The sequence below is a fragment of the Kibdelosporangium banguiense genome (genome assembly GCF_017876405.1).
Lineage (GTDB): Bacteria > Actinomycetota > Actinomycetes > Mycobacteriales > Pseudonocardiaceae > Kibdelosporangium > Kibdelosporangium banguiense.
The window spans coordinates 7,847,077-7,870,214 of the sequence record NZ_JAGINW010000001.1; the positions used below are offsets into that span (position 1 = coordinate 7,847,077).

Annotated in this window: 22 protein-coding genes; 5 read left to right on the forward strand and 17 right to left on the reverse strand. The window is 67.8% G+C overall.

Features of this window, described 5'->3' with window-relative positions; all coding sequences use genetic code 11:
- Nucleotides 1-7: 7 nt before the first annotated feature.
- A complete protein-coding gene (locus tag JOF56_RS36065; protein ID WP_209643909.1) occupies nucleotides 8-235 on the forward strand; it encodes a hypothetical protein in 228 nt (75 codons plus the stop codon).
- Nucleotides 232-474, forward strand: coding sequence for a hypothetical protein (locus tag JOF56_RS36070; RefSeq protein WP_209643910.1), 243 nt, complete (start codon nucleotides 232-234; stop codon nucleotides 472-474). Before JOF56_RS36065 ends, JOF56_RS36070 begins: the two co-directional genes overlap by 4 nt.
- On the opposite strand, the gene JOF56_RS36075 is transcribed toward JOF56_RS36070, so the two are convergent.
- The 16 genes from JOF56_RS36075 to JOF56_RS36150 form a co-directional block, all read right to left on the reverse strand.
- Entirely contained in the window at nucleotides 443-895 is a 453-nt protein-coding gene (locus JOF56_RS36075) for an aconitase X swivel domain-containing protein (protein WP_245378516.1), read from the reverse strand. The two genes, JOF56_RS36070 and JOF56_RS36075, sit on opposite strands and share 32 nt — an antisense overlap.
- Nucleotides 892-2,169 (reverse strand): aconitase X, encoded by a 1,278-nt coding sequence (locus JOF56_RS36080; RefSeq protein ID WP_209643911.1) that lies wholly within the window; start codon nucleotides 2,167-2,169, stop codon nucleotides 892-894. Before JOF56_RS36080 ends, JOF56_RS36075 begins: the two co-directional genes overlap by 4 nt.
- A 10-nt stretch (nucleotides 2,170-2,179) precedes the next feature.
- The gene (locus JOF56_RS36085; RefSeq protein WP_209643912.1) at nucleotides 2,180-3,469 is read right to left on the reverse strand and encodes an FAD-dependent oxidoreductase; all 1,290 of its coding nucleotides are present in this window, start codon (nucleotides 3,467-3,469) and stop codon (nucleotides 2,180-2,182) included.
- Nucleotides 3,470-3,472: 3 nt separating this feature from the next.
- Nucleotides 3,473-5,119, reverse strand: coding sequence for a dihydroxy-acid dehydratase (locus JOF56_RS36090; protein ID WP_209643913.1), 1,647 nt, complete (start codon nucleotides 5,117-5,119; stop codon nucleotides 3,473-3,475).
- Nucleotides 5,116-5,898 carry an ABC transporter permease gene (locus JOF56_RS36095; protein ID WP_209643914.1) on the reverse strand — a complete coding sequence of 261 codons (783 nt, stop codon included), beginning with the start codon at nucleotides 5,896-5,898 and terminating at the stop codon, nucleotides 5,116-5,118. The genes JOF56_RS36090 and JOF56_RS36095 overlap by 4 nt, the downstream gene beginning before the upstream one ends.
- Nucleotides 5,899-5,901: 3 nt before the next feature.
- On the reverse strand, nucleotides 5,902-6,738 hold the full coding sequence (locus JOF56_RS36100; protein ID WP_209643915.1) for an ABC transporter ATP-binding protein: 837 nt from the start codon (nucleotides 6,736-6,738) through the stop codon (nucleotides 5,902-5,904).
- Entirely contained in the window at nucleotides 6,735-7,850 is a 1,116-nt protein-coding gene (locus tag JOF56_RS36105; RefSeq protein ID WP_307855407.1) for an ABC transporter substrate-binding protein, read from the reverse strand. Before JOF56_RS36105 ends, JOF56_RS36100 begins: the two co-directional genes overlap by 4 nt.
- Nucleotides 7,851-7,864: 14 nt before the next feature.
- Entirely contained in the window at nucleotides 7,865-8,674 is an 810-nt protein-coding gene (locus tag JOF56_RS36110; protein ID WP_209643916.1) for an IclR family transcriptional regulator, read from the reverse strand.
- Nucleotides 8,675-8,736: 62 nt separating this feature from the next.
- Nucleotides 8,737-9,429, reverse strand: a complete 693-nt coding sequence (locus tag JOF56_RS36115) for a response regulator (protein WP_307855408.1) — start codon at nucleotides 9,427-9,429, stop codon at nucleotides 8,737-8,739.
- Nucleotides 9,430-9,435: 6 nt separating this feature from the next.
- Entirely contained in the window at nucleotides 9,436-11,034 is a 1,599-nt protein-coding gene (locus JOF56_RS36120; protein ID WP_209643917.1) for a sensor histidine kinase, read from the reverse strand.
- A 247-nt stretch (nucleotides 11,035-11,281) separates the two neighbouring features.
- A complete protein-coding gene (locus tag JOF56_RS36125) occupies nucleotides 11,282-12,247 on the reverse strand; it encodes an NlpC/P60 family protein (protein ID WP_209643918.1) in 966 nt (321 codons plus the stop codon).
- Nucleotides 12,248-12,256: 9 nt separating this feature from the next.
- Nucleotides 12,257-12,739, reverse strand: a complete 483-nt coding sequence (locus JOF56_RS36130; RefSeq protein WP_209643919.1) for a poly-gamma-glutamate biosynthesis protein PgsC/CapC — start codon at nucleotides 12,737-12,739, stop codon at nucleotides 12,257-12,259.
- The gene (gene pgsB, locus JOF56_RS36135; RefSeq protein ID WP_209643920.1) at nucleotides 12,736-13,953 is read right to left on the reverse strand and encodes a poly-gamma-glutamate synthase PgsB; all 1,218 of its coding nucleotides are present in this window, start codon (nucleotides 13,951-13,953) and stop codon (nucleotides 12,736-12,738) included. The genes JOF56_RS36130 and pgsB overlap by 4 nt, the downstream gene beginning before the upstream one ends.
- Nucleotides 13,953-16,001, reverse strand: coding sequence for a HAMP domain-containing protein (locus JOF56_RS60315; protein WP_209643921.1), 2,049 nt, complete (start codon nucleotides 15,999-16,001; stop codon nucleotides 13,953-13,955). The genes pgsB and JOF56_RS60315 overlap by 1 nt, the downstream gene beginning before the upstream one ends.
- A 19-nt stretch (nucleotides 16,002-16,020) precedes the next feature.
- A complete protein-coding gene (locus tag JOF56_RS36145) occupies nucleotides 16,021-18,423 on the reverse strand; it encodes a CapA family protein (protein ID WP_209643922.1) in 2,403 nt (800 codons plus the stop codon).
- A 322-nt stretch (nucleotides 18,424-18,745) separates the two neighbouring features.
- Nucleotides 18,746-19,222 (reverse strand): MarR family winged helix-turn-helix transcriptional regulator, encoded by a 477-nt coding sequence (locus tag JOF56_RS36150; protein WP_209643923.1) that lies wholly within the window; start codon nucleotides 19,220-19,222, stop codon nucleotides 18,746-18,748.
- Between the two features lie 269 nt (nucleotides 19,223-19,491).
- Here JOF56_RS36150 and JOF56_RS36155 point away from each other — a divergent pair, with 269 nt between their 5' ends.
- From JOF56_RS36155 to JOF56_RS36165, 3 genes are read left to right on the forward strand one after another with little or no spacing between them, the layout of a single operon-like run.
- Entirely contained in the window at nucleotides 19,492-20,964 is a 1,473-nt protein-coding gene (locus JOF56_RS36155; RefSeq protein WP_209643924.1) for an FAD-dependent oxidoreductase, read from the forward strand.
- Between the two features lie 27 nt (nucleotides 20,965-20,991).
- The gene (locus tag JOF56_RS36160) at nucleotides 20,992-21,225 is read left to right on the forward strand and encodes a hypothetical protein (protein WP_209643925.1); all 234 of its coding nucleotides are present in this window, start codon (nucleotides 20,992-20,994) and stop codon (nucleotides 21,223-21,225) included.
- 33 nt (nucleotides 21,226-21,258) lie between these two features.
- Nucleotides 21,259-22,470, forward strand: a complete 1,212-nt coding sequence (locus JOF56_RS36165; protein WP_209643926.1) for an MFS transporter — start codon at nucleotides 21,259-21,261, stop codon at nucleotides 22,468-22,470.
- Nucleotides 22,471-22,473: 3 nt separating this feature from the next.
- Here the strand turns inward: JOF56_RS36165 and JOF56_RS36170 are convergent, their stop codons facing one another.
- Nucleotides 22,474-23,097 (reverse strand): TetR/AcrR family transcriptional regulator, encoded by a 624-nt coding sequence (locus JOF56_RS36170; protein WP_209643927.1) that lies wholly within the window; start codon nucleotides 23,095-23,097, stop codon nucleotides 22,474-22,476.
- Nucleotides 23,098-23,138 lie beyond the last annotated feature (41 nt).

The following is a 23,138-nucleotide window of genomic DNA, read 5'->3' on the forward strand; positions in this document are numbered from 1 at the left end:
CCGGAAGATGCCTACTGCGGCTTCACAGGTCCTGCCCGTCAAGGCACTCGTTGTCCACGTCGTGGGCGTTTCCGCGCTCGGCCGCGGAACTCCGGTAGGCGACCGCGCCGGGCTCGTCACCGCTTCTCTTGCCATGGACGATCTCATCGCCTCCACCGGCGTCGCCTACCGGGCCCTCGCGTGCCTGTCCTCGGGCCGCAGGATCTGTCTCCCAACGACTTGGCGCGCATCATGACCGAACAGTTCGGCCGCCCGATCCGCTACGAACGCGAATCCCTCGAAGACCTGCGCACCGCCCTCGTCGGCTACGGCCTGAATGAGGATTTCGTCCGGGGCATGGTGGATATGAAGCGGGCCAAGGACAACGGTCTCGACAGCGATGTCATCCGTACACCGGACACCACCTCCCGCACCACCTTCGAGCAGTGGTGCGCCCAGACCCTCAAGCCGGCCGTCGGCCGGCTGACGGACTGAGACTGGTGCTGTGCACGGTCACGATGCCGTGGTCCGCGTCGACGATCACGCGGTCTCCGGTGTGGATGATCTCCACCGGATCTTCGGCCAGCTCGGAGATGGTCGGGACTCGGGTGACCACCGCGCCCAGTGCGGACTTCGTCGACAACGTGGTGAACACCATCGCCAGCGGTGCGGTGCCGAGCAGCCGGGTGGCCTGGAAGAATCCCGACCATCCCGACGAGCCCTTGGCGCCCGGGAACACCAGGACCTTCCCGGTGAAACAGACCCCGAACAGCTCGTGCCGGCGCTCGATGATCGTGCCGGTGGCCGGATCGATGCCACCCCAGCCCGAGATGGTCTGGTGTGACACCAGGGCCTCACCCTCAGCACGTCCCGGGACGACGCCGCGTCCTCTTATGTCCCTGATTTCGACGGTCATCGCAGCTCCCCGCGCCAGGTTCCGGTGACGGCCGCGTCCACGCAGTCCTCCAGAGTCCCGAACCAGGCCTCGATTCCGAGGATCGCCGGCAGGTAATGCGCCTGTTTCGCGGAATCGGTGGCGAACACGCGGGTGCCCTCCGGCGCGGATTTCGACATCGCCGGGCACGAGTCGGTCAGCACTCGTCCGCCCGCCTTGCGGATGATCTCGGTGTAGCCGTTGCGGTCGGCCACTGTGCGCAACGCGCGTGGAGTCATGATCCACAACTCCGTGCCGTTGTTGAGTTTCCTGCCGTCCAGCGCGCGGGCTGTCCGGGCGATCTGGTCCAGCGAGGCGTGCGGACAGCCGAGCAGGATGAAGTCGACGTCGGCGGATTCCCCTTGGCTGTTCAGCTTTTCGTAGATCGCCCGGCGCTCGCGTGCGCCGTAGCCGACCTTCTCCGGTATCGGCCCGTCGAACGCGGCCTCGATCGTCGGCGCCTCGGGCGTGATGCCGGGAATGTGGTAGATCTCCACACCGCCGGAGGACGCGGTCGCCGCGCCGAAGTGCTTGAGGTCAGTCAGGTCCGGCTGAGCCAGCTTCCCGGTGACCACCGGGCGGTTCTCCTGCACGAGGTCGCCGACGAAGTAGCCGAACATGCCCCAGTCGAGAAACCCCTCGACCGGCACCGTCGCCTCGATGAGGTGGGTGCCGTACCGGTTCTCGGTCCGGTGATTGCCCCAGCACGGGATCTTGCCGGTCAGGCTGGCCGCCCCGGTGGACGCGGTGCCCTCGCAGTTGGTCCTGGCACCGAGCACCGAGTTGGCGTAGACCACTGCCGAGGACTCCATCCAGGCGCAGTGCTCGCCCCGCACCGGGAGGTTGCCCACCTGGTAGGGCGTGCACGTGGCAAGGATGTTGACGCCGTGGCTGCCGTAGAACGACTCGGCATCCGCCTGGAGTTCGACCATGCTCGCCGGGTACGGCGCGATCCCGAGCGCGTCCTCGCCGAATCCCTGCTGCAGCTGGCAGGTCGGCACCCGCATGTGCGGGATCTCGAACTCGTCGTCGCTGTCCAGGTTGATCACCGAGAAGGCCTTGTGCCAGCCGCCTTCACCGACCAGCTTGGCCTTCACCGGTGACGGCTGCGTCATGGTCCCGGCCACGTTGCGGGTGTCGCAGAGGTGCTCGGCGCCGAGCGCCTCGCCGTACCGGATCAGCAGGTCCATCGCGGCAGCGACCGCAGGCCCTTCGGCTCCGTCGCGTATCGCCTTCTCGTCGTCGGATAGTCTCATGTGGACATTCCTAACTGTCGACGTTCTCGTGGACACGCGTACGCAACTCGGACCAGTCGATCTCCTGGACGCTGCCGGCACCGGCCAGGTCGAGTGCGTGTGCCGCGCCGAAACCCATCGCGGCGCACGGTCCCATCACACGCACACTGGACAGTGCCGCGGCATCGCCATCCACACACCGGCCGGCCGCGACGAGGTTGTGCGCCTCCATCGGAATCAGGCTGCGCAACGGGACGTAGTGCACGTGGTCGGCGTCGTACATCTCCCACACGTACCCCTCTGGCCGGTCGTGCAGCTCGATGGGCCAGGCAGTGCGGGCGACCGCGTCGTCGAACCGGACTCCGGATCGGACCTCGTCGGTGCTCAGCTGGTGGACGGCCGTGATCCAACGGGTCTGCCGCCGTCCCGGGAAACCGTAGCTGCGGACCTTCGCGTCGCCGAAGGCCTTCGGGAACTCCTTGCGCAGGAACGCCACGACGAGGTCGGCCTGGACACGTCCGTCGAGCTGCGCCTGAGCCGCCCGCACCGGCTCGAGTGGCGCCTCGACGTGCGTCATGTTCAATACGGCGGTGTTACGTCCTGGGAAGAAGAACGCCAGGCCGTCGCGCCGCACCAGACCGTACTCCGAAGCCTTCTCCGCGACCCTGGCCGCCAGTTCGACCGGATCGGGTTTGAACTCCTCACGCAGGTTCTCCAGCCGGATCTGCTGGGAACCCCAGATGGTGCGCTCGGGCACCCGGCACGCCAGGCCGGCTTCCCAGGTCAGCGCGGCGTCGCCGCTGGCGTCGACGAAGCCGGTCGCGCGTACCCGGACCTGTCCGTGCCGGGTGGCGAACGTGGTGCTGCGCAGGTGTCCGTCATCCGCCTCGACGCTCAACAGCGAAGCGCCCAGCACGACCTGGATTCCCAGTGAGCGCACCAGGTTCTCGATCCACCGGCCGAGCACGACCTCGTCGTAGCTGACGGTGATGGTGTGGCTGTGGTTGAGGTGAATGTCCCCGGTCTTGGCCAGGTCGGCGAACATCGGGTCGAAGATCCCGTGGGTGAGCTGCCGGAACTCCGGCCCGTTGCCGTAAACCCCGCAGAACAACCCGATGAGCGAGTTGACGCACTGTCCACCCAGGACCGGCAGGGCGTCGGCGAGTACCACCGACCGGCCCAGCCTGCGGGCCTCCACCGCGGCCGACAGCCCCGAGATGCCTGCTCCCACCACACAGATATCGGCCGTGAGGTGTTCGGTGGGGTCGCCGGGCGGTTTGCGGACAGTATTGACTTTCAGCTCGGTGAGCTCGTGCGGCATCAGTTACCCCCGGGCAATCTGGTTGGCGTAGGCCGAAAGCCAGCTGGTATGTCCGTTATGGACTACCGGGTCGGCGGGACGGCGGCGGGCGAGTTCGGCGTCGTCGACCAGAAGATCCACCCGGCGGGCGGTCAGGTCGATCGAGATCCGGTCGCCGTCGGCGACCAAACCGAGCGGGCCGGGCAGCGCTGCTTCGGGCCGCACCTCACCGACGACGATTCCCTTGTTCACCAACCCGGACAGCTGTCCGTCGGTCACCACAGCCACATCCTCGGTCAGACCGGCGCCACCCAGTGCGAAAACGGTCTGGGAAGCCATGCCCATGCCAGGTGTGCCCACCGGGCCGAGTCCACGCAGGACCAGCACATCACCCGGCCGTACCACCGCGTTTTCGATGGCGGCGATCGCCGAGGGAGCATCGGTGAAAACGCGGGCCCGGCCCGTGAATACCGGCCTGCGATGCTCGGTGACCGAAAGCTTCACGATCGCCGAGTCGGGCGCGAGCGAGCCGCGAATGACCACAACGGTCGGATGCCCGCCGCGCGGATCGCGTAGCGGCCGGATGATCTTCTCGTCGTGGACCACGGCTCCGGCCACCCGCTCGGCCATCGTCTCCCCGGTGACTGTGATCGCTTCGCCGTGCACGACGTCGCCGAGTTGCTTGAGTACCGCGAGTGCGCCACCGGCGTCCTCGAACTGCTCGATGCTGTCCTCACCGTTGGGGCGCACCGCCGACAGCGGCCTGATGAAGTCCATACAGGACTCGAACACCCGGTACACGTCGGCTTCGATACCCGCTTCACGGGCAATCGCCTGCAGGTGTTTGACCGTGTTGATCGAGCCGCTCACGGCAAGTACGGACATCACCGCGTTCTCGAACGCGGCAGGGGTCAGGATCGTGCGTGGCCGGCGGTCCGCCAGCACAGCGGCCACGATCGCCGCGCCGCTCGCCCTGACCGCCCGCCACATGGGCTCGCTGTTGGCTCGTACCGGAGTCGTGCCCGGCAACGTCATCCCGAGCGCTTCGGCGACGATGTGCATGGAGTTCGCCGTACCCATCCCGGTGCACACCCCAGGACTGGTGATCGCGCGGGAACTCATGTCGCACAGGGCATCGACGGTGATACCGCCGGACGCGACCTGCCCCGCCCGAAGGAAGACCTCCTCGATGTCGACCCGTTCCCCGGTGTCGAGCCGTCCGCAGCTCTGGTAGCCACACGCCAGGATCAACGTCGGCACGTCGATGCGGGCGGCGGCCATCAGCTGGCCGGGAGTCGTCTTGTCACACGACGCGAGACAGACCATGCCGTCGAGCTGGGCGCCCTCGACCACGGCCTCGATGTCGGCCGCGACGAGGTCACGGCTGGACAGGACGTAACCGCCGCTCCCGCCGGCGCTCATGATGAAGTCCGTCGGTGCGACAGTGCGGATCTCGAAACCCACACCACCCGCGGCCTCAATGGATTCCTTGACCGCGGCGGCGATCGGGTCGAGGTGACTGAAGCACGGCGCGAGGCCGGACGACGAGTTCACGATCGCGATCTTGGGCTTGGCGAGGTCGTCGTCGGTGAGCCCGAGCGCGTGCCACTGCGTACGCCTGGTGGCCCAGCGCGGGCTGCCGACCGGGAAATTGCTGCGCAGCGGGCTCATCGGCTCACGTCCTGGCTGTAGACCGACTCGTGCCAGGGGATGAAGAACCGCTTGAGACCGTTGACGATGAAATACAGCACCAGCCCGAGCACCGACAGCAGGATGATCACCGCGAACAGCGCGGGCGCGTCCAGGTCGTTGAGCGTGCGCACCACGAGGTATCCCAGTCCCTCGCTGCCGCCGAGGTACTCGCCGACGATCGTGCCGATGATCGCGAAGACGATGCCGACCTCCATGCCGGCGAAGACGTACGGCATCGTGCTCTTGAGCTCGACGTGCTTGAACGTCTGCCAGCGGCTCGCGTTGAGGCTCTTCATCACGTCCCGCTGACCGGCCTCCACCGAACGCACGCCCAGCTGCACGTTGAGCATGATCGGGAAGAACGCGAGCATCGCGGACATGATCACCTTGGAGGTCATCCCGAAGCCGAACCAGATCACGAACAGCGGGATCAGCGCCACCTTGGGCACGACCTGGGAGGCGACGATGAGCGGCCGCAGGGTGCGCTCCAGCCACGGCACCTTGCCCAGCACGACCCCCACCGCGACGCCGCACACGACCGCGATCAGGAACCCGCTGATCGTCTCCATGGCGGTGACCTGGGCGTGCTCCCACGTCTCCGGATCCCCTACCACCTCGACGAGGCTCTTCAGCACGGTGAGCGGCGGCGGCAGCACGAGTTCGGAGATGTCGAACACGCGGACGAACACGTCCCAGGCGACGAAGAACACCAGCAGGATCAGCGGTGTGGTGAGCCAGGGAAGAAGTTTCCTGGACATGGTCTACTCCTCCTCGTCGAGCGCATGCCGCAGGTCGCGGACGATGGCGCCGAATCCAGGCTCGGTCTGCACGTCGATGTCGCGTGGCCGCTCGAAGTCCACTGCCGAGATCCGGTGGATCCGGCCCGGTCGCGGTGTCAGGTGCACCACCCGGTCACCCAGGAAGACCGCCTCGGTGATGTCGTGGGTGACGAAGACGACGGTCGCGTTGGTGGCCAGCGCGATGCGCTGCAGTTCGAGGTTCATCCGTTCCCTGGTCAGCGCGTCCAGCGCCCCGAACGGCTCATCCATCAGCAACAGCTTCGGCCTGGTGCTCAACGCGCGGGCGATCGCGACCCGCTGGCGCATGCCGCCCGACAGCTCCCGCGGGTAGGACTTCTCGAATCCCGACAGGCCGACGAGGTCGGCGAGCTCGTGCACCCGGTCCATCCGCTCCTGTTTGCCGTCGCCGCGCAACTTCATCGGCAGGGCGATGTTGTCGGCGACGGAGTACCACGGGAACAGGTTCGCCTCCTGGAAAACCACGCCCAGCTGGGACATCACGGACGAGTCCACTGTGGAGGCGTTCCAGAGCGACCGGCCCTCGACGAGGATCTGGCCTTGCGACGGGTTGACCAGACCGGCCAGCATCCGCAGCAGCGTGGTCTTGCCGCAGCCCGACCGGCCGATCACCGATACGAACTCGCCGTCGCTGATGGTCAGGTCGATGCCGGACAGGGCCTGGGTATGGGCCCGCTTGGTGTGGAACTGCTTGCCGACGCCGCGAAGTTCGAGCTTGGCGGCCGGGACGGCAGCGGAATTCGAGGTCTGTGCGAGCGTGCCGATATCGCGAGCCGTCATGAGGGCCTTCCCGGCAGCAGGCTGTTGTCGATCCAGCTCGCGGCGTCGCCCCCGGTCTTGGCCAGACCCGCGGTGGTGAGCTCGGTGTATCCGGCCGTCCACGCCGTCTTGTCGGTGACGAGCAACGGCTTGCTCGCGTCGGCACCGGTCCAGAGGTCACGCATCGTCGTCAGGCTCGCCTTGGCGACCTTGTCGTCATCGAGCGTGCCGAAGTGGTACTTGCTGCGCAGTTGTTTGATGGTGTCGTCGAGTGCGTTGTCGGCCACCATCGCGGCCACCGCGTCCTTGATCCCGGCCATGAAGGCCTTGAGGGTCTCCGCGTTCTTCTGGATGCCGTCCTTGGTGGCGACGTAGACCTGGGAATCCGATTTCACGATCTGGCCGGGGTCATAGACACCGGCGTCGTCGTTCTGAGCCAGCACCGCGTTGGCCGTGTCGATGCTGACCACGTAACCGGCGATACGGCCCTGCTGGACCAGGTTGAACGTTCCTGGCGTGAGCCCGACGACCTGACGCTTGGTCTGTTTGGGGTCGATCCCGGCGTTGGCCAGCACGAGTGAGACGACCTTGTCACTCGTCCCACCCTCCGACGGGACTCCCATCGTCTGGCCGATGAAGTCCTCAGGTTTGGCCAGCGTCCGATTGCGCTTGCTGTAGACGAAGCGCAACGACGAGCCCCGGGTGAGGGTGCCGATGTCGACGAACGGCTGGCCGGTCTCGGCGACCGCGGTCATCACGTCGATCTGGCCGAGCCGGGTGACGATCCCGCTGCCCGCCAGCAGCGTCTGCATCGCCTGGGGCGAACCTTTCACTGGTTGCAACGTCACGTCGAGCCCGTGGCGGGCGAAGTGGCCCCCGGCGACCGCGAGCAGTTCGGGCGCCAGTGACAGGGTCTCCAGCGGCAGATAGCTCAGGAACGTGACCTTCTGGCCGTCCGCGGACCCGGCGGCGTCCGAGCCGCACGCGGTCAGCAGTGCCGGACCAGCCGCGGCAGCGGCCATGGTGAAGGCGGAACGCCTGAGGAACGACCTCCGGCTTAACGACGACAGTGTCTGTGAGTCCGTGGGCACGGTTTTTCTCCCGTCCAGCCACAACTCTGTGGCTTCGCTCACCCGAGACTCTGTGCTCACCGGATCAGAGACCAGCCACCTTTCCGGATATCGGAAGACAAGTACGGGTGAGTACGGGTGGGACGGCCACCGAGTTCGCGAGAGATCCCGCGTGCGGTGGCCTGGACGAGGTGCGCGACGCTCGGTCCGTGTGGCTCGGTGTGCGGCACGATCAGCGACAGCGAGGCGACAATCTCGCTGCCCGGCCCGTAGATGGGCGCGGCCACCGAGACGTACGAGGGATTGATCTGCCGATCGCTGATGGCGTAGCCGTCGCGCCGGACGTCGGCAAGCACCTGCCGGAGCTCACGCCCATTCGAATAGGTCCACGATGTGAACGACTCCAGCGGTCCACGAAGGACCTCCTCCTGCAGTTCGACCGGCGCGTGCGCAAGCAGCACCAAGCCGACCGCGGTGGCGTGCAGGGCGTAGCGGCCGCCCACCCGCGGGCGCTCGCCAGCGGTTTCGGGACTGACGAACCGCTCGACGAAAACGACCTCGTCCTTCTCCCGCACGGCGAGGTGCACCCCGCGATGTGTTGTCTCGTAAAGGTCCTGCATGAACGGCAGGGCGATTCGTTGCAGCCCGACCGAACGCGGCGCGAGGGCCGCGACTTCCCAGAGCCGCAGCCCGATCCGGTAGCTGCCGGAGTCGTCGCGTTCGAGAGCGCCCCACTCATGCAGTTCACTCACGATCCGGTGGGTCGTGGTCAGCGGTACCCCGGAACGGCGACTGAGCTCCGAGAGACTCAGGCCGGTCCCGGCTTCCTGGAAGGTGTCGAGGATCCGCAGCGCACGCCGGAGAACCGATCGCCGTTCGTCTACCATGGACACCGCCTTGCCCTAGGATTTCGCCAATCCAGGACCAGTCTCGCACCGCAGGCGCGTCCTCAGCCCGATTCGTACCGCAGGAGCCCGGCGTCGTGGGCCAGAATGGCGGCCTGGACGCGGTTGGCGCAGCCCAGTTTGGTCAGAATCCGGCTCACGTGCACCTTCACCGTGCCCGATGCCAGGCCCAGGTGCTGGCCGATTTCGGCGTTCGCCAGGCCGTGTCCCATCGTCACGAGTACGTCGCGCTCGCGGTTGGTGAGAACGGCCAGTCGTCGCCGGGCCTGGGCCACGCGGCCCGTGTCGGCCTCGGCTGAGCCGGCGGCGAGGTACTGGTTGATGACCTGGCGGGCGACCTGGTTGGACAGCACCGCGTCGCCGGATTTCGCGGCCCGCACGGCGTGCAGGATTCGGGCCGGTTCGGTGTCCTTGAGCAGGAAACCGGCGGCTCCGGCGCGTAGTGCCCGTGCGACGTTCGCCTCGTCGCCGAACGTCGTGAGCATGATGACCCGCACCTTCGGCGCGATCCGGCCGATCTCCTCGGCCGCGGCCAGACCGTCCATATTGGGCATCCGGATGTCCACCAGCGCCACGTCGACCGGCTGGCGGCGGACGACCTCGATCGCCTCGGCGCCGTCAGCGGCCTCGGCCACCACCTCGATGTCGTCGGCTTGGCCGAGCAGCAGCGCGGCGCCCACGCGCAGCAGCGGCTCGTCATCGGCCAGCAGCACGCGGATTCGCGTCGACTCGTTCACCTCGGGTCAGCCCTCCGGGCCCTGCACGGGAAACGACACTTTCTCCACCAGACGGTCCGCGACGAAACAGAATCGGTAGACCTCCACGACCTGCCCTTCCGGTCCGTTGGTGGCAGGGGCGTAGGTGCAGGTGCTGCCGGGCGGTGGGGGCGCCTCGCCGACCGTGGTGGCGGGGGCGGTCGGTGAACTCGTCCCGAACACCCCCTCCACATCCCTGGACGAAACGCCCAGCGTGAGACTGACCAACGGGTCCTCGGCCGGCGGGTCCTCGATCAGCGGGATGAGCGGCGCGCCCACGGCCACGACCACCAGGAGCAAGCCGGCCACCGCGGCCGGACCGCCCACCATGAGCAGTCCAGTTGCCAACCGGCTTGTCATGCGGTCCGGCGGCATCGGATCCCGGGGCCGTGGGAACGGTTCTGCCACGGCGAGCGGCGTGCCGCCCAGCACGGGCATGGTCGCCGCGACAGCGAATCCGCCCTCCGGTGCCGGTCCGGCCGACAGCGTGCCGCCGAGCAGCCCGACGCGTTCCCGCAGACCCACCAGCCCGCGTCCGGTGCCCGGCAGACGCTCGACGACGGTTCTCGTTGGCTCAGGCCCGTTGCACACCCGCACGGCCAGTTGCTCGGCCGAGTGGTCGATGGTCACCGTCACGGGCGCGGCGGCCGCGTGTTTGTGCACGTTGGTCAGCGCCTCTCGCACCACGCGATGCAATGCGCGGCCCAGCGCGGACGGAGCGTCGACCAGATCGGGGCCGCGCCAGTCGAGCGTGACGGCGATCCCCGCGGAACGGGAGGAGGCGACAAGCTCCGTGATGTCCGCCCGCGTCCCGGTAGTGCTGGTCGCCTGCGGAGACCCGTCGGACAAGGTGCCAAGCGACAGCCGCAACTCGTTCAGGGCGCCGCGGGCGGCGGTACGAACATGGTTCGCGGCCTCGTGGAGCGTCTGGTCCTTGCCGGTCGCGGCCGTCTCCAGGGCGCCGGAGAACATGGCGATCAGGCTCAGCCGGTGGCCGAGCTGGTCGTGTATCTCGCCGGCGATCCGCGAACGCTCTCGCAGCCGTGCCTCCGACTCGGCCAGATGCCGGGCCTGGGCCAGAAAGTCCGCCCGGTCCCGCAACGCGGTGACCAACCGGGCTTGCTGAGCCTGCGACAGGCCGACGAGCGCGGGTATCGCAACGCACATCACCGTCGAGACCGTGGTCACCACGACGACATAGCGCCAGTGACTCGGGGGATGGATCAGCAGTACGACCCCGACCGGGAGCAGCGCGGCGGCGCCAAGGGCCACCAAGCGCCTGCTGGCTGTCCGGAGCTTTCCCGCCGCCGTGTACGCGGCGGCCGCCAACGCGACTCCGGTCTCCGGGAACGCGCCGAACAGCACCGCGGCACCCAGCAGCGCCGGCATGGTCAACGCCCGTCGTGACAGCACCACCAGCGCCGCAGCGCAGACGACTGTCACGTCGGGCGTCGAGTCCAGCGCCTCCGACCAGCCCCACATGGGCATCAGGTCGATCAGACTCAGCGTCACCACGACTACCGAGCCGACGAGCAGCAGTTCGGTCACCACCGTGGACGGCCGCAACCGCGCCACCATATTCCTCATGGCACTCCCGATGGGCTCGCCGACCGGCCACGGCGGCGGGACACCGCGAGTTGAAATCCTTAGTGGACGGTCAGCTTGGTCGACACGACGGAGTACACGGAAATCGTTGTGCAGGAAGCAACCGATCTCCTGCTCAAAGATCGACTCCACCATATCAGGCGGAAACCGCCGGTTTGCCACGACCGGGATCAGGCCATATCCGATATGTCCTTCGGCCTATGCCGAAGGACATATCGGGCATCAGGAACTACAGGCGGCGGACGCTGTGCAGACCGAGTGGCTCGCCGCCTTTGCGGGGTGCGCTGTCGTCGCCGAGGGAAGGGCCTTGTGCCTGCTTGCGGCTGGACACGACCCGGGGCCGGCCGGCCTGGTCGAGTCCGAGGAACAGGCCCACGTTGTCGACACCGCTTCGCGTCGTGTCAAAGAACAGCAGGTCGCCGGGTTGGAGTGCCAGTCGGCCCGGCGCCGTCCTGATCAGTACGCCCGCGTCGAGCGTGGCCATCGCGGCCGGATCGCGAGGCAGCCCGATGCCCTGGCCCGCGCCGTCCCGGAGCGGATAGCCGAGGCGGTAGCCGTAGACGAGGCGGACGAAACCGGCTGCGTCGAGGGCACCGTATCGGTCCGGGGCGGGGTTCTCGGTGGCGCCACCAGGGAAGGACCAGCTCACGCCGAGGTAGTCGTAGAAGTCCGCGGGGCCGAACGACGCGTCGCCCCGGTACCGCACCGGCTTGTCGTCCACCTTGTCCTCTACAGCAGGCGCGCCGTCCAGGTACTGCGTCGCGACCGCGAGGACGTCGTCGCTGCGATCCGCCACCGTCATGTCCAGCCACGGCCGGAACCAGTCTTCCCGTTCGGCGTCCAGGTGCCATGGCCGGGGTGCCAGCCGCACCCACACCGGTGTGGTCACGACGGCGGGCGTCCGCGCCGGGTCCGTGAAAGTGCGGGTGTGGCTGGTGATCGCCGCGGTCCGCGCGCCGTCGGTGAACGTGGCCACGATGGCGCCCCGTTCGTCACGGACCACGGTGCGCGCCGGGGCATCCAATCGCTCGTACCGGTAGTCGCGGCCGGGCAGGTCCGCGCGGACCTGGGCGATACCTGCCCGGGTTCCCTCCTGTCGTCCCTTCTCGTCGGCGACCAGTGCGGCAGCGGTGCCGGACGACGCGATCACGGCAACGAGTGCCGTGGCGTGCAGAATCGTTCGTGTTCGAAACATCCTCGCCTCTCAGACGGCCGGAACGAGGCCGACGAGGACACCGCTGACCAGCACGCCGTACGCGAGGCCGCTGACCATGGTGGTCGCGAGCAACGTGGCCGCAGGCGGCTGCCGGACGAGCTGGTAGGCGATCAGTCCCGGCACCACGAAACCGAGCGTCTCGTGCACGTAGACCAGCGGATAGTCCTCCTGGATGAGGACGAACAGCGATGTCTGCAGCACCACACCGAGCAGTACGACTGCGGCGAACAGGCGCTTGCCGTAGAGGATGACGACGCGTTGCAGTCCTTTCGTGCCCACATACGTCAGTGCTGTCATCAGCACGACGATCGCGGCTCGCCGGTAGTCCTCGACCAGCGTCAGCGCCAGCCAGCCCGGGGTGATCATCCCGCCGGGCGACAGATTCGAGGTCAGATAGCACAGCAAGGAGAACAGCAGGCCCATCGCGAGGCCGAGGGTGGCCACCTCCGGCTGCAGGGTGCCACTGATCATGAACGGCCCCCATGTGCGGCGACCGGGGTGACACGGTCGAGTCGCTCAAGCCGAGCGAGCAGAAGCTCACCCTGGCCGTGGATGTTGCCGATGGCGGCGAGCGAGATCGTTTCGCCGGGGTCAGATCCGGCGGCTGACAGGATGCCGCGCAACAGTTCCTCCGGGTCGCGCCGGCCGCCCAGATCGACGATCCGGTCCTGGTACTCCGGTGGGACGGCGGCCGCGGCGCTGCGGGTGGGCTCGCCGATGAGGATCACGCGGGCCGGGTCGAGCTGCCCGACCAGCGCACCCATCTGACCGTTGCGCTCCACCCGGTCCGGCCGGCAGTTGATCAGTACGTGCAGTGGCCGCTCGATGGCGCCGCGCTCCAGCAGCAGTTCGATGTTCATCAGCGTCGAGGAGGGGTCGTTGGCGGCGAAGACGTTGGCGAAGCGCATCTGCCGGTCCTCGACCCGGTAGCGGTGTACCTGCAGCACTCCTGGATCGGGCGGAGCCGCCCACATCCCCGCGATCGCGTCCGCCCTGGACACGCCGCACAGCTCGGCCACGGCCACGGCGATCGCTACGTTCTCCTTGAACGTGATCCAGGTGAACCCGCTCATCTCGGCGTCGGTCACCGACTCCGGGTCGACCGCGATCAGCCGGCAGTCGCGCCGTACGGCCTCCTTGAGAAGGATCGGCAGCCGTTCCAGCTCAGCGGTGACGCACACGCCCCCGACCGGCATGGACCGGCACAGCGACCGCGCGACGTCGTCGAGCGTCGGCCCCATCTCCGCCAGGTGGTCCTCACGGACGTTGCAGAGCACGCCGATCGTGGACTGGATCAGCTTGGTCTGGTTGATCTCCTGCAGATCCGGCATCACCGCCATGCACTCCATCACCAGCACGTCCGGGTCGTACGCGGCGGCACGCCGTACGATCCCGATCTGCTCGACGACGTTCGCGATCCCGAATCTGCGGTGGACCGGCTCTTCGGTGGCGTCCGGGTGGATGAACCGCGCCGCAGTGCCGGTTGTCTTGGCCACGGTCGTAAGGGCGCCCCCACGCAGGGCGCCCGCGCACAACCGGGTGATGGAACTCTTGCCACGGATGCCGTTGACCAGGATGCGGAAGCGGATCCGTCTCAGGTTCGCATAGTGCCTGCGTTGTTCCACGATCCCCGATATGAACAGGACAATGCATGCGGCCAAATAGACAGCGTGCAGGAAACGCATCAAGAACCTTTCTTGTCGATCGCCTGGCGGCAGAGTTCGAGACAGCGGGCGATGGTGCCGATCTCGTCCGGGCGCTGTGGGTAGATGACCGTGCTTATGTCGCCCTCGGCGAGCCGGTCCGCGTTGGCCGCCACGCGCCGCAGCGGCAGTACGAGCACCAGCAGGTGCCAGCCGAGCAGGCCCAGCGCCGCCACCGCGGCCACGAGCGAGGCGAGCCACGCGTTGCGGCGAATGTCGTTGCCCGGCAGGGGAAGTTCGCTGACGGGCTGCTGGATCACGATGGCCCACTGCAGTTCGCTGGTGAGGCGGGAACCGCGGATCGGGGCCGAGGCGATCACCGACATCCGGCCGTCGACTTGCTCCACCGTCGGTTCCGGTTCCCCGCGTAGCGCGTTGCTCACGTTGCGGCTCAACGGTTCCGCAGTGATCTTCTCGTGTGCGCGGAAGCCGACGGTCGCGGCCACAGTGCGCAGTCCCGCATCGACGAGCCGTCCGACCCCACCGGGTTTGCGCACGACCGCCGACAGCTTCACCACGTCCAGTTCGCCGATCAGCACGTGCCGGCCGCCCGCGAGCGGCGCACTCGCGTAGACCACCGGCACTCGGCCGACGGTGTTCTGCTGGTGCAGACCATGTTCCCTGGGCGGGCGGCCGTCCTGGCGCAGCGGGGCCCGGCCGGCCCTGGCCTCGACGTTCCCGCTCAGGTCGACGACGTACACGCTGCGGTATCGAGGATGCCGGAAGGCCAGCTCCGCCAACGCGGGCCGTAGCTGCGCCGAGTCTGCTGACACGATCCGGGTCGCGAACGCCTTCAGGTCGGTGACGCCCTGCTGGAGGCTGCCCTGTACCGCGGCCGCGGTCGTGTTCGCGAGGCTCTGGGTGATCTGGACGGCCTGCTTGGGCACCTGAACTTCCTGGCGGCCAAGCGTGAGCATCACCGCTCCCGACCAGACGAGTACCACGACCGTGGCCAGCACGACCGCCGTGCGTGCGGAGAACCGCCTGCGTCTGGGCGGCGCAGCGGGGCTTTCACCGGCCAGAGTGCGGCGGCAACGCTCCAGTGCGGTCGCGATCCGGTTCATCTCGCTGATCCGGTACGTGCCGACGGGCGTGTCCAGACGTCCGGACGCGATCGCGAGCGCGTTGGCGCGCAGCTGCCGGACCGGCCGGATCAGCGCGCCACCGAGTAGGAGCAACACCAGCAGCATGACGCCGAGCAGGGTCACGGTCGGCACAAGCACGCCCTCAAGCCGCGTGTTCTCGACCGCGGGGACGGAGCCTGCCAACAGGACCGAGACACCCAGCTTCGTTTTGGCTGCACCGGTTGTCACCGGCGCGTACGCGACGATCGGAATCGTGCCCTGCCCGGCGGCCCCGACGACGTAGCCGCTCGTCCCGTCCGCCGCTGCGGAAGCGGCCTGCCGGACCAGCTCGTCGTCGTCGCGTTCGCCGGGGCGGAGCCTGACCAGTTCACCATCCATAGTGGACAGCAACACGGTTCCCGGGTTGTCGGTGGAGACAGCCAATTTGGTCGAGACGACGATCAGCTGGTCGCCGCCGGGCAGCACATCGGCGGTCACGGTCCACGCACCGCCCTGCCGGTCCACCACAACCCTGGCCGTGGTCTTGCCGACGTCGCCGACCGCCACCGACTCGATGGCCACCGGCTCACCCGCGGCGGCCAGCAGCCGGCCCGACGGCCGGTCCAGCACGGCCAGACCCCTGGTGTGCGACGAGGTCCGCGCGAAGTACTCGATCGCATGCTCCGGGCCGCGACCGGGTTCCGAGCCGTACAGCTTCACCGCTGTGGCCAGATCGCCGACGGCGTCGTTCACCGACTCACCGACCGAGCGCGCGAGGATGTCGGCGAACCATTGCTGTGACGGGGCAACGACCCGGGTCTCGGATGCGTCGGGCTGACCGCCCAGCCGAAAGGTACAGAAGACGGCCAGTAGCGCCAGCACGGTCAGTACTGCGATGGCCGGAACCCGTACCCCTGAAGGAAAGCCGGCTTCAGCCGGCGGCCGGTCGAATTCCTGGCTTGACACTGTTCTCCGCATTGTCTGTTCAGGACGGCCTGCGTACGGCGATGGACAGATCTCGTTGGGCCGGGCCGGTGTTGCGTGCGAGGGTGAAGTCGCCGAACGATCCGGTCATGCCGCCGGCGTCGCGCCACTCCATGAACCGGACGTCGTCGAGATCCAGCGACGCCGAGCGTCCATCGGATCGGCGGTGCAGGCCCGCGTACATCATGACCATGTTCCCGGCGCCCTCTGCGGTGTCCAGGTCGGCGGGGGACAGGTCGATGGTCACCTCGTGCCAGCCGCCGTCGGCGGGTACGTCCACTGCCCGGGTGATGGTCTTCAGCAGGACCGATGTCGGATCCTCGGTGGGATCGGTGTCGTCGAAGCTGTAGACGCCGAGCCGGAAGTAAGCGCTCCCCTTCGTGGATCCGCGGACCATCGCGCGCATCGAGTAGGACGGGTCGGGGTCGAGCGGCCGAGACGCGCCTCTCGACGGCACGTGCAGCCGGTGCCGGGGCAACGGGATCCTTGACACCGCGCGGGTCTGCACGGCCTTGCCCGGTGGTGCGTTCATGTGCAGGAACCGATGTCCTTTCGGGGTCGGTCCGGTCTGCCACGTCTCGGAGCCGCTGTCGGTGTTCCAGTGAGTGGCCGAATCCACTCCGCCGTCGGCGGTGTCGTCCTCGAAACTGCCCCAGCCGAACAGGTCACGTCCCACCTCGGCCCCCTCCCCGGCGACTGGGCGGGCAAGTTCACCCGGCTGTACGCCAAGGTCGACAACCTGCCGTGCCGGCACGGTGACGGTCTTCGTCGTCTCCGGCGACGCGGTCGCCGTGACACGGGCCGTGTTGCGCTCGAAGACAAGTTGGCCGGGTGCGCTGTCCGGGCCGAACGGCTGCGGGTGGGCGCGCACCGCACCCGTGCTGTCCCGGCTCGTCGCTGCGGACAGCAGACTCCGCTCCCAGACTCGGCCCAGCACCCGGCGTGCAGCATCGCCGGTGACCGCCACCGGCCGGTAGGCGACGAGTTCCAGCGGCAGCAGCCGGGCCTCCAGCAGCCGGTCGCCCTCCCACACCGTGCGCAGGATCATGCTGGAAAACGTGGCCAGGAAGTCCTGGTCGAACACGAAGTTGCCGAGGCTGTAGACGATCAGCTTGCCCTTGTACCACTCCAGGCCCTGCAGAACGTGCGGGTGGTGTCCGATCACGATGTCCGCGCCCGCGTCGATCGCCGCGTGGGCCATGGTGCGCACGTTCTCCGACGCGGCGGCCTCGAACTGGAAACCTGCGTGCAACTGCACGACGCTCAACTGGTGCTGCGCCGAGAGGGCCGCGATCTGCGGGGGAGACGTGACCGGGTCCCACATCGCGGCGCCGCCGTGGCCGCGGCGGGCAACCCAGTCCTGCAACTCGGGGTACACCGCGACCAGCGACGCCCACAGTGCCGCCCGGTCGGCCTTCGGCTCGGCTTTCCGGTACTCGTCCCAGGCTTTGCCGATGCGGCGCGGCACTGCCGGAAGATCGACCTCGCCGGCGGTGAACCCCCAGACCCGCTCCTCGTACTGCCACGCCTCGTCACGCTGAACGTCCGATGGCCGGGGAGTTTTCGCCGTGGGATAGGCGCCGTTGACGAAATCGCCGTCCACGCTTGTGAAAGCGGCGATGCCGACGCTCGTCCCACGGACCGACGTGCTGTGGGCGACGGCCGCGCCCGCAGCTGTCGCGTCGGCGCCGACCATCGCGATGCCTGCCTTGGTGAGCGCTGCCCTCGTGTCGGCGATGCCCTGGTCGAGGAAGTCCCGGGAATGGTTGTTGGCCAGCACCGCGCAGTCGACCCCGAGTCGGCGCAGCCCAGCGGTCGTCGCCGTGTTCGACTGCAGGATGAACCGCTTTCGCGGATAGGCCCCCTGCGACGGCATGTCGGTCAACACGCTCTCCAGGTTGACCGTGCGCAGGTCGGCCGCACTGAAGACGGGTGCGATCGCCGATACCACCTGCTCGGCCCCACGGTCGGCCGAGGCAGGCGGGATGAGCGCCTGCCCGCCCTCCGGTGCGGCGTACCGACGGCCGAACATCACGTCACCGGCCGAGTGCATGGCGAACCGGTTTTCCTTGCGGGCGAATAACTTCACGTCCACAGGTGCGCCCGCGTCGGACGCCCCGAGCGGCACCGGTTCGGGCAGATGGTCCTTGGCCTCCACGACGGCGACGGCCGGACCACGCAGTTGCGGAGTCTGCGCCATACCGTCCAGCCCGGTGTTCAACTGCACAGGAGCCGCTCCGTCATCCTCCAGCGTGTTCAGGCGCACCACCGCCCCCGGCAACGCCTGGCCGGACTCGTCGATCACCCTCAGGCGCACGGAAAACCCGAGCATGCGGTGCGGCTCAGCGCATCCGGTACATCCATTCGCGGCGTCCAGCGCACGAAACGTCACAACCAACGTCATGATCAGGCATGCGACCAGAGCGCATGCCAGAACCACTTGCCTCGCCAGGCGAAGGCGCTTCACTGGTAACGGATCCCCTACGTCTGCTTCAAGTCTACTTCGGACTGTCCGGGCGGCTCTGTTCGAGGTCCGGCCTGCGAGCCATCAGAGTTCCAGTTCCCGGTCGCGCCGGGAACCTCCGACGGAAGGGGATCTTGGATCCTGGGTATGGCGTTGTGCGGATCGCGTTGTAGATCTTCGGATGTACGGCAGAGGTCGCAACGTCAAGAGCCCGTCTCCCAACGGAAGGGAGACGGGCTCTTGACCGGACCGGCTGACGGGGTCAGTCGTTTTCGAGGGGTGCCGCCCGGTTTTGCAGGTCGTCGACGTACCTGCGTAGCAGGCGCTCGAGTTCGAGGAGGTCGCGGTCGCTCCATTCGCTGAAGACCGGTGTGTTGAGGCGGTGGCGTGCGGCGTCGAGTGCGTCGATGACTTTGCGGCCCGCGCTGGTGAGGACTGCTTCGTTGACGCGGCGGTCGGTGAGGCTCGGCCGGCGTTCGATGAGGCCGAGGTCGGCGAGTTTGGCGACCTGCCGGCTCACGGTGGTGTAGTCGCGGCCGGCCCGGTCGGCGAGTTCGCCGACGCCGATCGGGGCGAAGCGCTCGATGCCGACCAGCAGCGGGAACAGCGCGCGGTCGATGGTGACGCCGGCCTCGGCGAGGATGACGTCGTCGCGTTGGGGGATGTTGATGAGCGCGACGAGGTCGACGACCGAGGCGTGCAAGTTCCGCATCGCGGTCTGACGGCGCCTGTTGACCATGACGGGCGGTGTCTCCTTCTGGCTGATCTGTCCGGTGGCGCGAGCCTACCGATGTCGTGCCGAAGGTGATCGGACGCGGCGTCGTCGATCGTGTCTTGGTGACGATCCGGCACCCGCCCGCATATGGATCCGAGCATCGATGATGAGCATGAGATATGTGTAACAAGCACCTATCTGTGAACGCAATGGTCTGTAGATTCTGTTGACATGCAGGAGATAGCTCCCTCTAATATGTGTACTCAGCACATAAATGAGAGGGAGAGGAAGTCATGGCAGACGTTGTCCAGACTGGGGTGCTCATCAGTGGCGCCGGTGCCGCCGGGTTGACGCTGGGGATCGACCTGGCCCGTAGGCAGGTGCCGTTCGTGCTGGTCGACAAGGCGTCGCAGCCGTTCGCCGGGTCGCGCGGCAAGGGGATCCAGCCCAGGAGTCAGGAGGTCTTCGAGGACCTGGGGGTGATCGATCGGATCGTCGCGGCCGGCGGCGAGTATCCGCCGCAGCGGTACTACACCGAGGGTGGGCCGGTGGATCGGCCGACCGTGGAGATGACGCCGGCGACCACCGCGGAGCCGTACATGATTCCGTTGCTGGTGCCGCAGTTCCTGACCGAACGCGTGCTGCGTGCACGGCTGGCCGAGATGGGACACGTCCCGCACTATGGCCACGAGTTGGTCGGCTTCGAGCAGGACGAGAACGGTGTCTCCGCGCGGATCGCGACACCGGACGGCGAGCGGGTCGTGCGTGTCGGCTACCTGGTCGGCGCCGACGGCGGGTCGAGCTTCGTCCGCAAGAGCCTGGGCATCGGGTTCGAGGGCAAGACGCTCGGGGTGCGGGCAATGGTCGCCGACCTGTACGCCGACGGGATCACCGACGACGTCTGGCACCGGTGGGGCGAGGACACCGCCAAGCAGGTGTCGGTGTGTCCGTTGTACGGCACGAAGATGTTCCAGCTCCAGGCGCCCGTCCCGTTCGACGTGGACTTCGACCTGTCGGCGGAGGGGATCACCGCGTTCCTGCGCGACCGCACCGGCCGCGACGACATCACGATCACGTCCGTGTCCTGGGCGTCGGTGTTCTCGATGAACGCACGGCTGGCCGACACCTACCGGCAGGGCAGGGTTTTTCTGGCCGGCGATGCGGCACACGTGCACCCGCCGACCGGTGGGCAAGGCCTGAACACCAGCCTTCAGGACGCCTACAACCTCGGGTGGAAGCTTGCCGCCGTGCTCGGCGGCGCCGAGGAATCGCTGCTGGCGACCTACGAGGAGGAACGCAAGCCGGTCGCCGAGGAGGTTCTCGGCCTGTCCACCAGGCTCCTGCGTACCGACCGCACACGGCAGATCCGCAGCCGCGAGGTCAGCCAGCTCGACCTCGGCTACCCGTACTCGTCGTTGGCCGTGGCCGATCCGGACCGGGACAAGGGCGTGCTGGCCGGCGACCGCGCCCCGGACGCGCCCATCACTGGTGCTGGCGGCTTGCCCACCAGGCTGTTCAGCTTGTTTCAAGGTCCACACTGGACTCTGCTCGGCTACGAGACCGGCAGTGCGGACGCGCGTGCCGGCCTGCACATTCACGTGATCGGTAGTGACATCCACGACATCGACGGCCATGTCCGGGACACCTACGGGCTGGCGCCGGGGGAGTGGGTGCTCGTCCGCCCGGACGGTTACGTCGCGGGTGTCACCGACCGCCTGCCGGTCATCGAGTCCTATCTCGAGCGCGTCGGCGTCCGAACTGTCTGATCCCTCAACACAGAATCGAGCACTCTCATGTCTATTTCGGACTCATTCGCCGACTGGCGGGCGCATCGCACTGTCCGTGCGGACGCCGAGCGGCGGCGGTCGTCGGCGCAGCACGAGTTCAACCGGCATCAGCGGCAAGCCAAGCGTGACCTGCGCGCGGTTCGTCGCAGCGGGAAGACCGCGGCGATCGTCGCCCGCTCCCGGCTCGTCGAGCTGGGTGTCCAGGGCCTCGGCAGGATCAGGGCCTCCCTGCGTGGGTGAACCGTCTACTGAGTATGAGAAAGGATGTCCGTCATGGGGGATCGCCAGGAAGTCGATTCACCCGGGAAGCGTAGGCTCGACTGGCGTTTGATGTTGCCGGTGTTCGTGATCGTCAGTCTTGACGCGATGAGCGCCGCCGCCGTTCTGCCCGTGCTTCCCTTCTATCTCAGAGAAATGGGCGCCACCCCGCTGGTGCTCGGCCTGGTGTTCGGCGCGGAAGGGCTGTGCCAGTTCATCGCCGCGCCGTGGCTGGGACAGCTCTCCGATCGTTACGGCCGCAAGAAGGTCATCCTGGTGAGCCAGGCCGGAGCAATCGCCAGCCTGCTCTTGCTGGCGTCGGCGAACGTGGTCGTGCTCGTTCTGCTGGCACGAGTCATCTTTGGACTGACCGCGGGCAATTTCTCCGCCGCGGCCGCCTACGCCGCCGACCACAGCAGCCGGACGAACCGGCGGCAGGCGATCGGTCTGCTCAGCGCCGGACTGGGCATCGGCGGGATGGCCGGTCCGACGCTCGCGGGACTCTTCGCCGAAGTCTCACTGGTCCTGCCCATACTGGTGGCCTTCGGGCTGTCCGGCGTCAGCATCCTGGTGACCGCGTTGTGGCTGAAAGGTGGGCGAGGCGTCGCCGTCGTGGACGAGGCTCCGCGGAGGATGTCGTTCCGGACACTGCTTGCCTCGCCCGGCATCCGCGTTCTCGTGGTCGTCCTGCTTTGCCACTTCTTCTCGTACGGGGTGTTCAACTCTCAGCTGGCCGTGTTCCTCAGCGACACGTTCACCTGGAACGGGCGCGCCTTCGGCCCGACCGAACTGGGATACCTGCTCACCGCGGACGGCGCGATCAACATTCTCGTGCAGCTGTTGCTGATCAGGCGGCTCGGCCGGGTGTTCACCGAGCGGAACCTGGTCGTGCTGATCTTCGGCATCCTGTCGTCCGGGTACCTGATCGCGGTGCTCGCGAACGGGATTCCGATGCTCGCGCTGGCCGTGCTCTGTGTCAGCACTGGTGTGGCCCTCGCCCGGCCGACGTTCGTGGCCGCGCTGTCAGTGCGTGTGCCGTCCGAACGGCAGGGCGTCGTTATGGGGGCCACCCAGTCGCTCGTCGCCGCCACGGACGTCGTCACGCCAGTGCTGGCAGGCTTAATCCTCGGTGAAAACCTGTACGGGGCGTGGATCGCAGTCGTGATCACTGTTGCCGTACTGGGCGGCGTCCTCGCTCGTGGCAGGCTGCGCCCGCTGACGGCTTAGAGGCTAGTCCCGTTGTGCGGCCAGGATGTCAGGCAGTGCGGTCTCGGTGATGGTCCGGGCGGTGCGTTGCAGGCTGGCGATAGCGGTGTCGGTGTCGAGGCCGCTGAGGTCGGTGAGGGAGAACAGGGCCTCGGCGCTGACGATGGCGGAGAGGTCCTGTTTCAGTTGTGACAGGCGTTCGGCGGCTGCCGGTGTGGTGGCCGGGACGACTGGGTCGAGGGCTTGGTCGATCAGGCCGAAACGGAAGCCGGGGCGCTGCCGCACCTCGGGTGGGTTCGTGACGGTCGCGGCGATGACGGCGCGGACTGACCCCTGGTACGCGGTGACCCGCCGCAGCAGGAACTCGGTGGCGAACTCCAGCCGGGCCAAAGGATCTGGGCTGTCGGCGACGGGAGCCAGTGCCTCGGCCGGGCTGGGCCAGAGGCCGACCAGGGCGGCGTTGATCAACGTCACGATCTCGGAGAAGTGCCGGTACGCCGTCGCCTCGGAGATCCTGGCTTTCCCGGCCACCTCGGGCATCGTCACCGGGCTGCCCGAGGTGATCAGCTCGCGGCACGCCGCCACGATGGCCGTGCGTGTGCGGGTCTTCTGCTCGGTGCGGCTCACCCGCTCGCGCTTGCTCGTCATTTGACGAGAGTACACTTGCGCGAGTCAACTCACATGAGTAG

Bases quoted from the DNA above. Each gene is read 5' to 3' on its own strand.
- JOF56_RS36080 (WP_209643911.1), bottom strand. From the start codon at position 2,169: ATGAGACTATCCGACGACGAGAAGGCGATACGCGACGGAGCCGAAGGG.
- JOF56_RS36160 (WP_209643925.1), top strand. From the start codon at position 20,992: ATGTCTATTTCGGACTCATTCGCCGACTGGCGGGCGCATCGCACTGTC.
- JOF56_RS36095 (WP_209643914.1), bottom strand. From the start codon at position 5,898: ATGTCCAGGAAACTTCTTCCCTGGCTCACCACACCGCTGATCCTGCTG.
- JOF56_RS36155 (WP_209643924.1), top strand. From the start codon at position 19,492: ATGGCAGACGTTGTCCAGACTGGGGTGCTCATCAGTGGCGCCGGTGCC.
- JOF56_RS36100 (WP_209643915.1), bottom strand. From the start codon at position 6,738: ATGACGGCTCGCGATATCGGCACGCTCGCACAGACCTCGAATTCCGCT.
- pgsB (WP_209643920.1), bottom strand. From the start codon at position 13,953: ATGCGTTTCCTGCACGCTGTCTATTTGGCCGCATGCATTGTCCTGTTC.
- JOF56_RS36110 (WP_209643916.1), bottom strand. From the start codon at position 8,674: ATGGTAGACGAACGGCGATCGGTTCTCCGGCGTGCGCTGCGGATCCTC.
- JOF56_RS36145 (WP_209643922.1), bottom strand. From the start codon at position 18,423: ATGACGTTGGTTGTGACGTTTCGTGCGCTGGACGCCGCGAATGGATGT.
- JOF56_RS36090 (WP_209643913.1), bottom strand. From the start codon at position 5,119: ATGAGCCCGCTGCGCAGCAATTTCCCGGTCGGCAGCCCGCGCTGGGCC.
- JOF56_RS36070 (WP_209643910.1), top strand. From the start codon at position 232: ATGACCGAACAGTTCGGCCGCCCGATCCGCTACGAACGCGAATCCCTC.
- JOF56_RS36150 (WP_209643923.1), bottom strand. From the start codon at position 19,222: ATGGTCAACAGGCGCCGTCAGACCGCGATGCGGAACTTGCACGCCTCG.
- JOF56_RS36130 (WP_209643919.1), bottom strand. From the start codon at position 12,739: ATGATCAGTGGCACCCTGCAGCCGGAGGTGGCCACCCTCGGCCTCGCG.
- JOF56_RS36125 (WP_209643918.1), bottom strand. From the start codon at position 12,247: ATGTTTCGAACACGAACGATTCTGCACGCCACGGCACTCGTTGCCGTG.
- JOF56_RS36085 (WP_209643912.1), bottom strand. From the start codon at position 3,469: ATGCCGCACGAGCTCACCGAGCTGAAAGTCAATACTGTCCGCAAACCG.
- JOF56_RS36165 (WP_209643926.1), top strand. From the start codon at position 21,259: ATGGGGGATCGCCAGGAAGTCGATTCACCCGGGAAGCGTAGGCTCGAC.
- JOF56_RS36170 (WP_209643927.1), bottom strand. From the start codon at position 23,097: ATGACGAGCAAGCGCGAGCGGGTGAGCCGCACCGAGCAGAAGACCCGC.
- JOF56_RS36075 (WP_245378516.1), bottom strand. From the start codon at position 895: ATGACCGTCGAAATCAGGGACATAAGAGGACGCGGCGTCGTCCCGGGA.
- JOF56_RS36120 (WP_209643917.1), bottom strand. From the start codon at position 11,034: ATGAGGAATATGGTGGCGCGGTTGCGGCCGTCCACGGTGGTGACCGAA.
- JOF56_RS36065 (WP_209643909.1), top strand. From the start codon at position 8: ATGCCTACTGCGGCTTCACAGGTCCTGCCCGTCAAGGCACTCGTTGTC.